This is a genomic window from Geodermatophilus sp. URMC 60 (genome assembly GCF_053502585.1).
The window spans coordinates 4,439,797-4,453,829 of record NZ_CP199958.1 but is presented as its reverse complement, the minus strand read 5'-3'; the positions used below and the strand labels follow the sequence as shown (position 1 = coordinate 4,453,829).

The window sequence follows — 14,033 nt, the reverse complement described above, 5'->3', positions numbered from 1 at the left end:
CCCGGACGGGCGACGGGGCCGGGTGCGGGGAACGAGCCGGTCAGTCGCCCGGGGCCGGAGCCGGGGCGTCGTCGTCCGGCGACGGCCGGTCGGCGGGTTCGGGCACCGGCAGGCAGCGGACCGCCGGCTCCGCGGCGTAGCGGGTGCGGAAGTCCTCGCGCTTGAGCTCCGCATCGGTGCTCGGGTCCTTGAACACCCGGGTGACGGTGATGTCGAAGCCGGTCGAGCCCTTCTGCGGGCTGCAGTCGCCGTCGTCCGGCTTCTCCTGCACGACCGGATCGCGGAAGTTGTAGCGGTTGCTGCTGACCGACTCGATCTCGTACCGCTTGGTCCCGTAGAAGGTGACCGTGAGGGAGTTGGGCGTCCACTGGGTGTCGACGTAGACCCCGGTGTCGCCGTCGTTGCGCCACTTCAGGTCGATCGAGTCGTAGTAGACCGTCGCCTCCCGGCCGGCGGGGTAGCGGCTGATGTAGAAGCTGTGCGGCTTGTGGTGGACGTCCTCGAGGCCGGCGAAGAAGACCGCGTTGAACATCGTCGTGGCGACCTGGCTGACGCCGCCGCCGATGGCCGTCGCGAACTCGCCGTTCTGGATGACGCCGGCCTCGACGTAGCCCTGCGCGGCGGTGCGCGGGCCGGTGTGGCCGTTGAGGCTGAAGGTCTCGCCGGGCCGGACGAGGGCACCGTCGATCTCGGCAGCGGCCACCCGGATGTTGGTGCCGCTGGCCGCGCTGGTGAAGTTCGTGGTGAAGGTGCTGATCTCCTCGCGGATGCCCAGCGCCTCGGCGTCGGCGGTGCTGAACTCCGGCGCCACCGGGCCCAGCTCCGCGGTCACGGTGCGCGGCGCGGGCTGCGGCAGCACCTGCACCAGCTGCGTGGCCAGGGCGGCCGGGTCGACGCCGGTGCCGTCGACCGAGGGGACGATCTGGACACTGCCCCCGGACAGCTCGAAGCGGGCGTCCTCGGCGGGCGTGCCGAACTCGCCGAGGTCATCGCCCATCGCCTCCTGCAGGGCCGCCGGGTCGATCGCGACCCCCAGCTCGCCATCCTCCTGCGGCGTGAAGGTCAGCGAGGCGGCGATCGCGGTCTCGGGCACCTCGACGGAGGTGGCGCCGTCCTGGCTGGTCACCGTCACGGGCGCGGCCAGGCCCGGGGTGACGGTCTCGTCGAGCACGCGCTGCGCCGTGGCGGCGTCCACGGACACCTCGGTCACGTCGACGGGCAGCTCGATCGGGGTGCTCGGGTCGCCGCCCGAGGCCAGCGCGGCCGTGACGGCCTCCGCGGCCTCCTCGCGGTCGAGGGTGCGCCCGGGCACGGGCGCGGCGACGCGGGGCGTCGTCCCCTCGATGGCGATGGTCGCGTCGACCGGGGCGCGATCGACCTGCTCCGCGATGACGTCGATCTGCGCGGCCAGCGCGGTGTCCTCACCGGTGATGACGGGGGCGACCTCCCGCTCGTCCACGAGGCTCACCAGGCGGGTCCACGGGTTGAGCGGCTGCTCGCCGGCCCGCTCGACGGTGCTCTCGACGTCGAGGGTGATGCCGGCGGTGGCGGGGGAGAGGGTGCCCTCCACGTCGTCGGCCAGCACCACGTGGTCGGCGACCACGCGGGGCGCGAGCTCGGTCCGGAGGCGCTCGGTGGCGGCGGCGGGGGAGAGGCCGCCGAGGTCGACGCCGGCCACGACGGTGTTGCGGGGGACGTCGCCGCTGGAGGCCAGCAGGTCGATCCCGTAGGCAGCGGCCAGGACGCCGGCCGCCGCGACGGGCGTCACGACGGCCGGGCGGCGCCACCAGGGACGGCGGGGCTGTTGCGTGCCGTCGCCCGTGCCGTCGCCCGTGCCGTCGCCCGCGCCGTCGTCCGGTCCGTCGGAGTCGTCGCCGTCGGAGTCGTCGCCGTCGGAGTCGTCGCCGGGGGTGCCCTCCGGACCGTCCGCCACCGGCGGCAGGACGCCGGTGTGCGCGTCGGCCCCGGCGGCGGGCGGCGGCAGCTGGGCGGGGGCCTCGCCGGGGGCGAAGCGGATGTCCTGGGTCTCGCGGTCCTCGACGGCCGGCGCTGCGTCCTCCGCTGCGTCCTCCGCTGCGCCTTCCGCTGCGCCTTCCGCTGTGCCCCCCGCTGTGTCCTCCGCTGTGTCCTCCGCCTCGACCGCCGGGGTGCCGGCGGTGGGCGGGGGACCGGGCACCTCGGGGCCGATCGGCCCGCGGTCGCGCGGCACCGGGCGGGTCTCGTCGGACAGGCCCTCGGGGGCGATGGGGGCGGTGTGGTCCGACTCGGCGGGGACCGGCTGCGCCGGGGTCTGCCCGGTGGGGGACTGCTGGGCGTGCTGCACGGGGGTCTGCGGGGGCATCGCGGGATCTCCGGGTAGTCGTCGACCGGGAGATCCCGGGAACGACGGAGCCGCCGGCGCCCTGTCCCCGTCAGGTGGGGACGGGACGCCGGCGGCGGCGTCGGGTGAGGGCTTCATCGCTGTCAGCGACGATAGCGCCTCCGTCAGTGGCTGAGGCGCTGTTCGCCGTCAGTCTCGATGATGTCGACGGCGATGTCGCGGAGCTTGCCCTCGTACTCACGGGCGTGGTGCCCGCAGAAGACGAGGTCGCTACCGCTGGCGAGGACCACCCGCACCTTGGCCAGTGCGCCACAGCGGTCACAGTGGAAGGGAACGACGAGGTCGTCGGCGGGCGGGGTCGTCGTCAGCGTCTGGGTCATCTGGGTCATCACTCGCTCTCTACCGCACGGACCCGCGGCTGCGGATCGGCCTCCTGCACAGCGCCAGGATGTCCCCCTCTGTTCCCGTTCCTCCCGATCCGGCGCTGGACTCGCCGAGGAACGGTGAGGCCGGTGCCAGTGGTGCAGGTGGTCGGGGTCAGCAGGGACGTCACTGGGTGGTGCCGGTATGTCGTGTCGTGCTGTTCTCGTCGTTCGCGTGCGCCGGTCGTCGTCCGGCTGGTGGGTCCGCTGCTGTCTTGACGGCCTCCACGCTACGCCGTCTACCCGGGGCGTGACGGCGTACACCGGCCAGGGGGCTCATCCGGGTGAGATCGTGACCTCGCCGCAACACTGCGGTCCTCCGGCCCGCACCGCGGCCGGGTGCCGTCCCCGTCCGCTGCTGAGCCCCATCCGTCGCTCATCGGGGGACCCTCCGGGCCCCGCTCCTCGGGACCGCGGCCGGGTGCCGTCCCCGGCCGGCGACGAGCGCCCAGGTGATCAGCGACGTCGACCAGCCGGCGATGCCCAGTAGCTTCACCGAGTCCTCGGTCCACGCCCGCCAGCGCAGCGGCGGGTCCAGCACGTCGAGGCCCACGGAGACGGCGAGCAGCCCGACGGCCACGACCGGCAGGACCGTCGCCAGGCCACCGAGGACCCGCTGGTGGCGGGCCACGACGACCGTGGCCGCCACTCCGTACACCCCGAACACCGCCTCCTCGGGCAGGCCGGTGAGCCCGGGGACGACCGCCTCGTGCAGCTGCAGCAGGTCGTCGAGGCCGAGGACGGCGGTGAGCAGCCCGACCTCGACCAGGAAGCCGGCGATCCGGCTCCCCGTCCCGGCAGCAGCGCCGGCCACCACCGCGACCGCCCCCGCGGAGCACATGAGGACACCGCCGAGGGTGGACAGCACCCCGGCCCAGGGCGGCAACCCACCGGCCGCGCCCGGCTCCTGGACCAGGTCGGCCAGCCGCAGCAGCACGTCCTCTCCCCCGATGCGGAGGACCACCCCGTCCCGGACGACCCAGGTGATCGCGGCGAGGAGGAGGACCACCGGCCCGTAGACCAGGACGGCGGACTGCCAGGAGCCGCTGCGGGCGCCGTCGCCGGCGCCCGCGGCCGACCGGTCGGTGGTGGTCCCCGTGATCATGGACGGGAGCATCTCCGAGCCCGTCCTCCTCCGGTCACCGGTGCCGGCCGACACGCCGGTGGGACCTGGGGGACCCGACGGAGCGGGCCGGCGTCGTCCCGGAACGCGACGACGGCCCCGACCCTGCCGGGTCGGAGCCGTCGTGGTGCGCTCCCGGGTCCCGCCGAGCGGGCCTGGGCGCAGAGGGGCCCTCCGTCAGTCGAGGTAGTCGCGCAGCACCTGGGAGCGGCTCGGGTGGCGCAGCTTCGACATGGTCTTGCTCTCGATCTGCCGGATCCGCTCACGGGTCACCCCGTAGACCTGGCCGATCTCGTCGAGGGTGCGCGGCTGGCCGTCGGTCAGGCCGAACCGCAGCCGGACGACGCCGGCCTCCCGCTCGGAGAGCGTCTGCAGGACGCTGGTCAGCTGGTCCTGCATGAGGGTGAAACTCACCGCGTCGACGGCGACGACCGCCTCGGAGTCCTCGATGAAGTCCCCGAGCTGGCTGTCGCCCTCGTCGCCGATGGTCTGGTCGAGGCTGATGGGCTCCCGGGCGTACTGCTGGATCTCCAGCACCTTGTCCGGGGTGATGTCCATCTCCTTGGCCAGCTCCTCGGGGGTGGGCTCGCGCCCGAGGTCCTGGAGCAGCTCGCGCTGGATGCGGCCGAGCTTGTTGATGACCTCCACCATGTGCACCGGGATGCGGATGGTGCGGGCCTGGTCGGCCATGGCGCGGGTGATCGCCTGGCGGATCCACCACGTCGCGTAGGTCGAGAACTTGTAGCCCTTGGTGTAGTCGAACTTCTCGACAGCGCGGATCAGGCCCAGGTTGCCCTCCTGGATCAGGTCCAGGAACGCCATGCCGCGGCCGGTGTAGCGCTTGGCGAGGGAGACCACGAGGCGGAGGTTGGCCTCCAGCAGGTGGTTCTTGGCGCGCTCGCCGTCGCGGACGATCCAGTTGAGGTCGCGGCGCATCTGCGGGGAGAGCTTCTGGCCCTCCTCCTCGGCCTGGCGCAGCCGCTCGGCGCCGTAGAGGCCGGCCTCGATGCGCTTGGCGAGGTCGACCTCCTCCTCGGCGTTGAGCAGCGCGACCTTGCCGATCTGCTTGAGGTAGGCGCGGACGGAGTCGGCCGAGGCGGTGAGCTCGGCGTCCTTGCGGGCCTGACGGAGGGCCTCGGACTCCTCCTCGTCGTCCCACTCGAAGTCGCCGCCCTCGGCGGCCTCCTCGGGACCGGGGCCGTCGGTCTCGGCGACGCCGTCAGGGGTCGCGACGACGGTCTCGTCGATCTTCAGGCCCTCGCCGCCGGCGTCGACCACGGCGACCGTGGCGCCGTCGGAGGCCACGGCGGTGAGCACGGCCCCCTCGCCGCCACCCGGCGACGGAGCGATCGTGGGCTTGCGGGCGCCCGTGGCGGCGGTGGGCTTCGCCGCGCTCTTGGCCGTCCGCTTGCGAGCGGGGGCCTTGGCCGGTGCTGGCTGGTCGGCGGGCACTCAGGTTCCTTCCCGTGCTGGGTGCGTTCCCCGAGGGGCCGTCTGGTCCCCGGGCAGCGGCCTCGGCCGGCGTCCGGAGCGGGAGGGGTCCGACGGGCGCCCGGGTTTGACCGGTGCGCAGGCGGGGGATGCCTCTCCGCTGGGAGCGACGGGGGCGGGGCTCTTCCATTGTAACGACGCGTTGCGGTGGGTCCACCGTTTCGCCGAGGCAGGTGCCCTCCCACCTGGGGGAGGACACCAGGGCGCATGGGCGTTATCACCCTCCGTGGTGACCCGGCGGTGGACGGCGGCGCCGCCCGCGGTCGTCACTGCCCAATGCGTTCCTCGGCGGCCAGGGCCGCGCCGACGATGCCCGCGTCGTTGAGCAGCTCCGCAGGGACGACGGGAGTGCGGGTCGACAGCAGCGGGACCCACTTGTGCGCCTTCTTGCTCACCCCGCCGCCGACGATGATCAGGTCCGGCCAGACGGCGGCCTCCAGGACGTCGAGATAGCGGTCCACCCGCTTGGCCCACTCCGGATAGCTGAGGTCCTCGCGCTCACGGGCCGATGCCGAGGCACGCCGCTCGCCGTCCTCCCCGTCGACCTGGATGTGCCCGAACTCGGTGTTGGGCACCAGGACGCCGTCGGTGAACAGGGCGCTGCCGATGCCCGTGCCGAACGTCAGCATCAGGACGACACCCCGCTTGTCGCGGCCGGCGCCGTAACGCATCTCGGCGAACCCTGCGGCGTCGGCGTCGTTGAGCGTCTGCACGGTCCCGGGGATCCGGGAGGCCAGCCCCTCGGCCAGGTGCGTGCCCAGCCAGCTCTTGTCGACGTTGGCCGCGGTGTGCACCACCCCCCTCTTCAGCACCCCGGGGAAGGTGACGCCGATGCGGCCCTGCCAGCCGAAGGACTCGACGATCCGGCCCACGACGTCGTACACGGGGTCGGGCAGTGAGGGCTTCGGGGTCTCGATGCGCAGCCGCTCGCCCGCGAGCTCACCCTTCTCGAGATCGACCAGGCACCCCTTGATGCCGCTGCCACCGATGTCCACGCCGAACCCGAGCACGCGGTCAGGGTAGTGATCGTGGCGGCGGGCGCCAGACCGGCTCGTGCAGGATCGACGCATGGCCACGCCGACGGAGCCCGCCGACCTGCTCGACCTCGCCGTCTCCACCGCGCGCGAGGCCGCGGACCTGGTCGCACGCGGGCGTGCCGCGGCCGTCCAGCACGTCGAGGTCAAGTCCAGCCCGGGGGACATGGTCACCGCGGTGGACCGGGCCTGCGAGGAGCTGGTCACCAGCCGGCTGCTCGGCGCCCGTCCGGACGACGGGCTGCTGGGGGAGGAGGGCGGCGAGCGCACCGGCAGCAGCGGGGTGCGCTGGGTCGTGGACCCGATCGACGGCACGACCAACTTCGTCTACGGCTTGCCCGCCTACGCGGTGTCGATCGCCGCGGAGGTCGACGGGCAGCCGGTGGCGGGGGTCGTGCTCAACGCGGCCACCGGCGAGCTGTTCTCGGCGACCGCGGGCGGCGGCGCGCACCTGACCGTCCCCGGTGCGGAGCCGGTGCGGCTGACCGGCAGCCGGCCGGCCTCGCTGGGGCAGGCGCTGGTCGCGACCGGCTTCGGCTACCAGGCCGAGCAGCGCCGCGCCCAGGCCGCCGTGGTCGCCGAGCTGCTACCGGAGATCCGCGACATCCGGCGGCACGGCTCGTCCGCCCTGGACCTGTGCACCGTGGCCGCCGGCCGGGTGGACGCCTACTACGAGATGCACCTCAACCGCTGGGACTTCGCCGCGGGCGCGCTCGTGGCGGCAGAGGCCGGCCTCGTCGTCACCGGTCTGCCGGGACGGCCGTTCGCGGAGCCGCTGGGGATCGCCGTGGCGCGATCGGTGGCCGACGACTTCCTGGCCCTGCTCGCCCGGCTGCACCGCGTCGCACCATGATGGAGCGTCCCCGTCCAGGGCACCGCGCTGAGCCCGCAAGGGTGGGAGGACGGGGTCCGTCAACAGGCGGCGGTGGCGCTGGCGCCGGCGACCAGCGCGGCGTCGACCTCTTCCGGCGGCGCGAGGCCGGCCCAGTCGGGGCCGATCACCACGTCGACCGTGGCCGTGGCGCGGGTGTCGAGGAAGTCGCCGGCCCCCGGCACGAACAGCCGCACGAACGCAGCGGCGTCGTTGCCTCGCGGACCGTGCCGCAGCTCGCCGACGCCGGTGACCTCGCGCTCGGTGGGGTCGTTGGCGATCTCCTCGACCACGAAGCCTCGCTCCTGCAAGGACGCGGCGACCTCCTGGGCCAGGCCGCCCCGGTCGGTGGCGTTGAAGACGCGCAGGGCGACCGTGGTCGGGTCCAACGACGGCGCCGCGGCCGAGGCGCTGGCGCAGGCCTGGGCCTCCTGGGCCTCCAGCTCGCCCTCGGTGTCGAAGACGTTCCACCAGACGACCAGGGCGGCCAGGGCGAGCACCAGCAGGAAGACCAACGGCGGGATCGGCCGGCGACCGCTCCGGGGGTGGACCGCGGATCGGTCGGTGGGCGGCGCGCTCACGGTCTCTCCTCGCTGGCGCTCGTCGGCCGCGTTCGCGGCGCTGCTGTGCTCTCGCGTGAGCTCGCCAGCCGGCTCACGGAGTCCCCCTGGGTCGCTGGCGGTCGGCGGGAGTCTAGGGCCGGTGGGGGTACCTAGATCGCACCGTCGTCGAGCGCGGCGCGTCCCCGCTCGACGCACGGGTCGATGCGGTCGGCGTAGCCGGCGGTGTCCTTGCCGGCCATGGCGCCGGCAGCCGACCGGGCGACGATGCCGGCGACGATCGCGGCGAACTTGAAGTAGGCGAAGCCGACGTACCAGGGCAGGTCGGAGAGGTCCAGGCCGCTGCGCTCGGCGTAGCGCGCCGCGACCTCCGCCCGGGTGGGGAAGCCCTCCAGCGCGGTCACGGTGCTCTGCCCGGCGACGCTCTCCTCACCGGTCTGCGGCCAGTAGACGTGCAGCATCCCCAGGTCGGCCAGCGGGTCGCCGAGGGTCGACATCTCCCAGTCCAGCACCGCCCGCACGCGACCGGGGGTCTGCGGGTCGAGCAGGCAGTTGTCGAGCCGGAAGTCGCCGTGCACGATCCCGGAGCGCTGCGTGGTCGGCACGGTCTCGGCCAGCCGCGCGGCGAGCGCGTCCAGGCCCGGGCGGTCGCGGTCGCGGGTGGCCTCCCACTGCTGGGTCCAGCGGCGCACCTGCCGGGCCATGAAGCCCTCGGGTCGGCCGAAGTCACCGAGGCCCACCGCCACGTGGTCGACGGCGTGCAGGTCGGCCAGGACGTCGACCAGCCCCTCGCCGATCGCCCGCCGCCGGGCCGGCTCGTCGGCGTAGCCGGCCGGGATCCGGTCGACGACGTGCAGGCCGACGACCCGCTCCATCACGTAGAACGGCGCGCCCAGCACGGCGGGGTCGGTGCACAGGTGCAGTGTCCGCGGCACCGGGACGGCGGTGGGCCCGAGCGCGGAGACGACCCGGTGCTCGCGCGCCATGTCGTGCGCGGTGGCCAGGACCGCACCGGTCGGCGGGCGACGCAGGATCACCGCCTCGTCGTCCGACCCGCCCTCCGGTGTGACCGTGTAGGTGAGGTTGGACATGCCCGCCGCGATGAGCTCGACGCGGACCCGGGACCAGCGTCCGTCGCCGAGAACGGAGGCCAGATAGGGCCCGACGACGGCTGGATCAGCACCCACGGGAGTCGACACGGGCGCAGGGTAACCTCTGGCGCTCCGCGCCTCGTCCGACCCGTTCCGGCAGTGAGGTGGTCACCCCCTCGCGGGTCGGGCACAAACGGGGGCCGCGCGACGTTGGGGGGTCCGCCGGTCAGACCGTGCCGGCTGCTCCGCCGTCCGGCGGTGGGTCGGATGGCGTGGTGGTACCAGTACCGGCCGGTGCCCGCCTCGCGGTCACCGGCCCGGACCACCGGTCGCCCGTGGGCGACCGGACAGCACGGCGGCGCCACGGCGCGCCGCCGCAGACGATGCGGGCCCGTGCCCGCGACGACCCCGGAGGAGGGGCACTTCCCATGGCCACCGACTACGACGCCCCGCGCCGCAACGAGGCCGACGAACTCGGCGAGGACTCGCTCGAGGAGCTCAAGGCCCGCCGCGCCGAGGCCCAGTCCTCGTCGGTCGACGTCGACGAGACCGATTTCAACGAGAACCTCGAGCTCCCCGGCGCCGACCTGTCCAACGAGGAGCTGACCGTCCGCGTGCTGCCCAAGCAGGAGGACGAGTTCACCTGCTCCCGCTGCTTCCTCGTGCAGCACCGCAGCCGCCTGGCCGCCACCAAGGGCGACCAGCTGTACTGCCGCGACTGCGCCGCCTGACAGAGGCCCCGTTGCCCCCCGCCGCTCGCAGGCTCGCGGCGGGACCCTGCCACGGGGCCGCCGGTCCCACGCCTCGCGGACGCGGGACGGGGCGAGGGCACTCGACCGAGGAGAGCCGGTGACGGACCACCGAGAGCGCACCGGGCCGGTGCGGGACGTCCCGCCGCCGCGCCCCGTTCCGCCCAGCGCGGCCGGGAGGCAAACGTCCCCGCCCGCGGAGGAGAGCCCGCTCGCGCGGGCCGGCCGGCTGCTGGCCGAGGCCGTGTCCGGCCTGGTGGGCGGGACGACGGCTGGGACCGACGGGCGCCGCTCGACCGCGGCGACGTTGCGCGACGTCGTCGCCGCGGTCGCGGCCGCCGGGGCGCGCGCCGGCCGCGGCGCCCGGGAGGCAGCGCCGTCCGGTCCGGGCGACGGCGGGGCTGCCCGCACCCCCAGCGCCCTGCTGGGTGACCTCCTGGCCACCGCCGCCCCGTGGCTGCCGATCCGCGACCGGGCACGGCTGCGCGCCGCCCATCGCGGCGCCTCGGACGACGAGATCGCCGACGCGCTCGTCTCCCGGGCCGGGACGCTGACCTCCGGCATCGGCGCCGCGACCGGTGGCCTGTCGGCGGCCCACTGGATCGCACCGCCCTCGCTGCTGGCGCTGCCCCTGGAGATCGGCGCGGAGACGGTGCTCACCGCTGCCGTCGAGCTCGTCCTGCTCGGCGAGCTGCACGAGCTGTACGGCCGGCCCGCTCCCGGCGACGCCCGCGAACGCGCGCTCGCCTACCTGTCCAGCTGGACGCGGCAGCGCGCGGTCGAGGAGTCCGTCGTCCCGGGGCTGGGCGCCGTCCTGGGTTCGGCCGGCCTGCGCACGCTCAGCCGCCGGATGACCCGGCGGATGGCCCGCAGCGTCCCGGGGGCGGCGCCCTTCCTCGTCGGTGCGGCGCTCGGCGGCCGGGCCAACCGGAAGGCGACCGAGGCGCTGGCCCGCCGGGTGCTCGCCGACCTGCGCCGGCCCCGCTCCTGAGGCCCCGTCCCACCCCTGGCTCCGTCCCACCCCTGGCCCCGTCCCGGGCCGGCCCCTCCAGGGGCTCGCCGCGAGCGGTGGGGGGCAAGGGGGTCCTTATAGGGTCGCGGGCGTGCCCGACCCCTCCCGCCCAGCCCTGCCCGAGGTGGAGGTCCCGGTGCGTCTGACCTCCCCGGAGGACGTCGTCCCCGCCTACGCCCTGCCCGGTGACGCCGGGGCCGACCTGGCGATCGCCGAGGACCTCGAGCTCGCGCCGTTGCAGCGCGCGCTGGTCGGCACCGGCGTCGCGGTGGCCATCCCGGAGGGCTACGCCGGCTTCGTGCACCCGCGCTCGGGTCTGGCCCACCGGGTGGGCCTCTCCCTGGTCAACGCCCCGGGCACCATCGACGCCGGCTACCGCGGGGAGGTCAAGGTCAACCTGGTCAACCTCGACCCCACGACTCCGCTGACCCTGCGCCGCGGCGACCGCGTCGCCCAGCTGGTCGTCCAGCCGGTCGTGCGTGCCCGCTTCGTGCCGGTCGAGCAGCTGCCGGAGAGCGCGCGGGGAGCCGGGGGCCACGGGTCCACCGGCGGGCACGCGAGCGTCCAGGAGAAGGGGACCGACTGATGCCGTTCGGACGGCGACGCAACCGGATCGACCGCAGCCTGCGCGAGCGCGGGGTGCCGCCGGAGCCGCAGCACAAGGTCCGCGAGGTGGCGGCGACCACGGGGCCGTGGGACTCCACCGACGCCCCCGACGACGGCGTCGCCCGCATCGACCTGGGCTCGCTGCAGCTGCCGGCAGTCCCCGGCACGGAGCTGCGGGTCGACGTCAACGCCCAGCAGAAGGTCATCGGCGCCACGCTCCGCCACGGCGACTCGCTGCTCCAGGTGGCGGTCTTCGCCGCGCCCCGCGCGGCCGGCATCTGGGACGACGTCCGCGCGGACCTGGCCCGCAGCGCCTCGGGCCAGGGCGGTCACCTGGAGGAGGTCGACGGCCCCTTCGGTCCGGAGCTCGCCGGCTTCGTGCGGGCCACGCCACCGGCGCAGCCCGGCCAGCCCGCCCCCGCACCGGTGCGCCGGCCCGCCCGCTTCGTCGGGGTCGACGGCCCCCGCTGGTTCCTGCGCGGCATGATCAGCGGTGCCGCGGCGGGAAGCCCCGAGGCCGCCGCGGCGCTGGAGCAGGCGTTCCGGCAGATCGTCGTCGTCCGCGGGAGCGCGCCGATGCCGGTCCGCGAGCCGCTGCCGCTCACCCTCCCGCCGCAGGCCGCCGCGCAGTTGGCCGCGCAGCAGGCTGCGCAGCAGCCGGGGGCCCCGCCACCGGCCGCGCCCGGCGCGTGAGTGCCGTCCGCACCCCCTACGGGTCGCACCCCGACCAGTTCGTCGAGCTGACCCTGCCCGCGGGCGCCGGCCCGGCGCCGGTGGCCGTCGTGCTGCACGGCGGCTTCTGGCGGGCCGCGCACGGCGTCGAGCTGGCCCGGCCGCTGGCCGCGGACCTGGCCGCCACCGGCTTCGCCGCCGTCGCGGTCGAGTACCGCCGGGTCGGGGCCGGCGGCGGGTGGCCGGCCACCCTCGAGGACGTCGCGGCGGCGCTGGACGCCCTGCCGCACCTGACCGGCCAGGACCGGCTCGACCTCTCCGACCTCGCGGTCGTCGGGCACTCCGCCGGCGGCCACCTGGCCGCCTGGGCCGCCGGCCGTCCCCGGCTGCCCGAGGGGGTGCCGGGTGCGCGGCCGCGGGTCCGGGTGACCGCCGCCGTGGTGCAGGCCGGGGTGCTCGACCTCGAGCGCGCCGCGGCACAGCGGCTGGGCGACGGGGCGGTGCAGGACCTGCTCGGCGCCGAGCCTGCCGACGCGCCGGAGCGCTACGCGGCGGCCGATCCGGTGCGGCTGGTGCCGACCGGTGTCGACCTGCTCTGCGTGCACGGCACCGACGACACCGTCGTCCCGCCCGAGCAGAGCACCCGGTACGCACAGGCCGCCGCGGCTCAGGGAGGAGCCGTCGACGTGCGGCTGGTGGCGGGCGACCACATGGTGCTCGTCGACCCGGCGGGGGGGGGGGGGGGGGGGGGGGGGGGGGGGGCCGTGGGCGCTGGTCCGCGACTGGTTGCGGTCGCGCGCCGAGGACGCCCGCGACCGCTCTACGCTGGGTCCGTGACGCAGACACGTCAGGGCGGTTGGTTCTCGCGGACCCTGCAGCGGCTGACCGCCGACGACCAGACGATCGACGCGGAGGAGCTGCGCGCGGGGTCGGCGAACGCCGGCTGCGAGGCGGTCAGCGCCTGCCGCAAGGGCGCCGTCGTCACCGTGACCGGCCGGCTGAAGTCGGTCGTCTACACCCCACGGGAGACGGTGCCGACCCTCGAGGCCGAGCTGTTCGACGGCTCCGGATCGGTCACCCTCGTGTGGCTCGGCCGCCGGCGCATCCCCGGTGTCGAACCCGGCCGCACGCTCACCGCGCACGGCCGCTTCGCGTCCTTCGACGGGCGGCAGGTCATCTACAACCCCCGGTACGAGCTGGGCGCCGGGTGACGGCTGCGCCCGAGGGGGACGGGCGCCCCGGTCCGGCACGGCCGGGGGACGACGCCGCGGCCGGCCCCCGCAGCCTGGCCTTCGACCGCCACCTGGTCCTCGACCAGCTCGGCGGCTGGCGCGGCATGCTCGACGCCACACTGCCAACGGTCGCGTTCGTCGTGGCCAACTCGCTGGCCGGCCTGCGCACCGGCATCTGGGCCGCGCTCGCCGTCGCCGTCCTGCTCTTCGGACTGCGCCTCGTGCGCCGCGAGAGCGTGCAGCAGGCCTTCAGCGGGCTCTTCGGTGTCGCGATCGCCGTGGCCATCGCCGCCGCGTCGGGGCAGGCCCGCGACTTCTTCGTCCCCGGCCTGATCCGCAACGCCGCCCTCGGCGTGGTGCTGATCGGCTCGATCGCCGTCCGGTGGCCGCTGGTCGGCGTGGTCGCCGAGTTCCTCGCCCCCAGCCACCTCGGCTCGATGGCGTCCTCCGGGCTGCCGGGTCTGCGCCGCCGGATCGACCGGGTGAACGCCACGCTGCACCACCGGCCACGGCCGGACCCCTCGACCGGCGCGCCTCCCGCCGACCCCGCGCCCGAGCGGCACTGGCGCGACGACCCGCGGATGGTGCGCGCCTACTCCTGGCTGACGCTCCTGTGGGGCGTCGTCTTCCTGGTGCGCGTCGCCGTGCAGTGGGTGCTCTACCGCGCCGACGAGGTCGAGCTGCTGGGCACCGCCTCGCTGCTGCTGGGCCTGCCGGTCACCGCCGTCGAGGTCGTGGTGACCCTGTGGGTGGTGTCCCGGCTGCACCGGCACCGGGCCGACGCGGCCGAGCCCCCGGCGCCGCCGGAGGCCGGCGGCGAGCGTCCCGCCGCCTGACCCGGACCCGACCC

At 75.4% G+C, this 14,033-nt stretch carries 14 protein-coding genes; 7 read left to right on the top strand and 7 right to left on the bottom strand.

Going from position 1 to position 14,033, the window contains the following annotated elements:
- Positions 1-40: 40 nt before the first annotated feature.
- The 5 genes from ACWIX3_RS20965 to ppgK form a co-directional block, all read right to left on the bottom strand.
- The gene (locus ACWIX3_RS20965; protein ID WP_448609279.1) at positions 41-2,341 is read right to left on the bottom strand and encodes a VanW family protein; all 2,301 of its coding nucleotides are present in this window, start codon (positions 2,339-2,341) and stop codon (positions 41-43) included.
- A 143-nt stretch (positions 2,342-2,484) separates the two neighbouring features.
- Complete coding sequence (locus ACWIX3_RS20960; RefSeq protein WP_012949566.1) at positions 2,485-2,709, bottom strand: DUF7455 domain-containing protein; 225 nt, start codon at positions 2,707-2,709, stop codon at positions 2,485-2,487.
- Positions 2,710-3,118: 409 nt separating this feature from the next.
- Positions 3,119-3,847 (bottom strand): hypothetical protein, encoded by a 729-nt coding sequence (locus ACWIX3_RS20955; protein WP_448609278.1) that lies wholly within the window; start codon positions 3,845-3,847, stop codon positions 3,119-3,121.
- A gap of 195 nt (positions 3,848-4,042) precedes the next feature.
- Positions 4,043-5,317, bottom strand: a complete 1,275-nt coding sequence (locus ACWIX3_RS20950; RefSeq protein WP_448609277.1) for an RNA polymerase sigma factor — start codon at positions 5,315-5,317, stop codon at positions 4,043-4,045.
- Between the two features lie 305 nt (positions 5,318-5,622).
- The gene (gene ppgK, locus ACWIX3_RS20945; RefSeq protein WP_448609276.1) at positions 5,623-6,366 is read right to left on the bottom strand and encodes a polyphosphate--glucose phosphotransferase; all 744 of its coding nucleotides are present in this window, start codon (positions 6,364-6,366) and stop codon (positions 5,623-5,625) included.
- 58 nt (positions 6,367-6,424) lie between these two features.
- On the opposite strand from ppgK, the gene ACWIX3_RS20940 reads away from it, so the two are divergent.
- A complete protein-coding gene (locus tag ACWIX3_RS20940; RefSeq protein ID WP_448609275.1) occupies positions 6,425-7,243 on the top strand; it encodes an inositol monophosphatase family protein in 819 nt (272 codons plus the stop codon).
- Between the two features lie 59 nt (positions 7,244-7,302).
- On the opposite strand, the gene ACWIX3_RS20935 is transcribed toward ACWIX3_RS20940, so the two are convergent.
- Together ACWIX3_RS20935 and ACWIX3_RS20930 are read right to left on the bottom strand one after the other, a co-directional pair.
- Positions 7,303-7,842, bottom strand: coding sequence for a LytR C-terminal domain-containing protein (locus tag ACWIX3_RS20935; RefSeq protein WP_448609274.1), 540 nt, complete (start codon positions 7,840-7,842; stop codon positions 7,303-7,305).
- A 131-nt stretch (positions 7,843-7,973) separates the two neighbouring features.
- Positions 7,974-9,020, bottom strand: a complete 1,047-nt coding sequence (locus ACWIX3_RS20930) for a phosphotransferase family protein (protein WP_448609273.1) — start codon at positions 9,018-9,020, stop codon at positions 7,974-7,976.
- A gap of 320 nt (positions 9,021-9,340) precedes the next feature.
- Here ACWIX3_RS20930 and ACWIX3_RS20925 point away from each other — a divergent pair, with 320 nt between their 5' ends.
- From ACWIX3_RS20925 to ACWIX3_RS20900, 6 genes are all read left to right on the top strand, one after another.
- On the top strand, positions 9,341-9,643 hold the full coding sequence (locus tag ACWIX3_RS20925; protein ID WP_089306675.1) for a DUF4193 domain-containing protein: 303 nt from the start codon (positions 9,341-9,343) through the stop codon (positions 9,641-9,643).
- Between the two features lie 118 nt (positions 9,644-9,761).
- Positions 9,762-10,652, top strand: a complete 891-nt coding sequence (locus tag ACWIX3_RS20920) for a hypothetical protein (RefSeq protein ID WP_448609272.1) — start codon at positions 9,762-9,764, stop codon at positions 10,650-10,652.
- A 112-nt stretch (positions 10,653-10,764) separates the two neighbouring features.
- Complete coding sequence (gene dut / locus ACWIX3_RS20915) at positions 10,765-11,259, top strand: dUTP diphosphatase (RefSeq protein ID WP_448609271.1); 495 nt, start codon at positions 10,765-10,767, stop codon at positions 11,257-11,259.
- Entirely contained in the window at positions 11,259-11,972 is a 714-nt protein-coding gene (locus ACWIX3_RS20910) for a DUF3710 domain-containing protein (protein WP_448609270.1), read from the top strand. Before dut ends, ACWIX3_RS20910 begins: the two co-directional genes overlap by 1 nt.
- Positions 11,969-13,162, top strand: a complete 1,194-nt coding sequence (locus ACWIX3_RS20905) for a prolyl oligopeptidase family serine peptidase (RefSeq protein WP_448609269.1) — start codon at positions 11,969-11,971, stop codon at positions 13,160-13,162. Before ACWIX3_RS20910 ends, ACWIX3_RS20905 begins: the two co-directional genes overlap by 4 nt.
- Positions 13,159-14,019, top strand: a complete 861-nt coding sequence (locus tag ACWIX3_RS20900; protein ID WP_448609268.1) for a DUF3159 domain-containing protein — start codon at positions 13,159-13,161, stop codon at positions 14,017-14,019. Before ACWIX3_RS20905 ends, ACWIX3_RS20900 begins: the two co-directional genes overlap by 4 nt.
- The last annotated feature ends 14 nt before the right edge of the window (positions 14,020-14,033 follow it).

Bases quoted from the DNA above. Each gene is read 5' to 3' on its own strand.
- ACWIX3_RS20960 (WP_012949566.1), bottom strand. From the start codon at position 2,709: ATGACCCAGATGACCCAGACGCTGACGACGACCCCGCCCGCCGACGAC.
- ACWIX3_RS20955 (WP_448609278.1), bottom strand. From the start codon at position 3,847: ATGATCACGGGGACCACCACCGACCGGTCGGCCGCGGGCGCCGGCGAC.
- ACWIX3_RS20925 (WP_089306675.1), top strand. From the start codon at position 9,341: ATGGCCACCGACTACGACGCCCCGCGCCGCAACGAGGCCGACGAACTC.
- ACWIX3_RS20910 (WP_448609270.1), top strand. From the start codon at position 11,259: ATGCCGTTCGGACGGCGACGCAACCGGATCGACCGCAGCCTGCGCGAG.
- ACWIX3_RS20940 (WP_448609275.1), top strand. From the start codon at position 6,425: ATGGCCACGCCGACGGAGCCCGCCGACCTGCTCGACCTCGCCGTCTCC.
- ACWIX3_RS20965 (WP_448609279.1), bottom strand. From the start codon at position 2,341: ATGCCCCCGCAGACCCCCGTGCAGCACGCCCAGCAGTCCCCCACCGGG.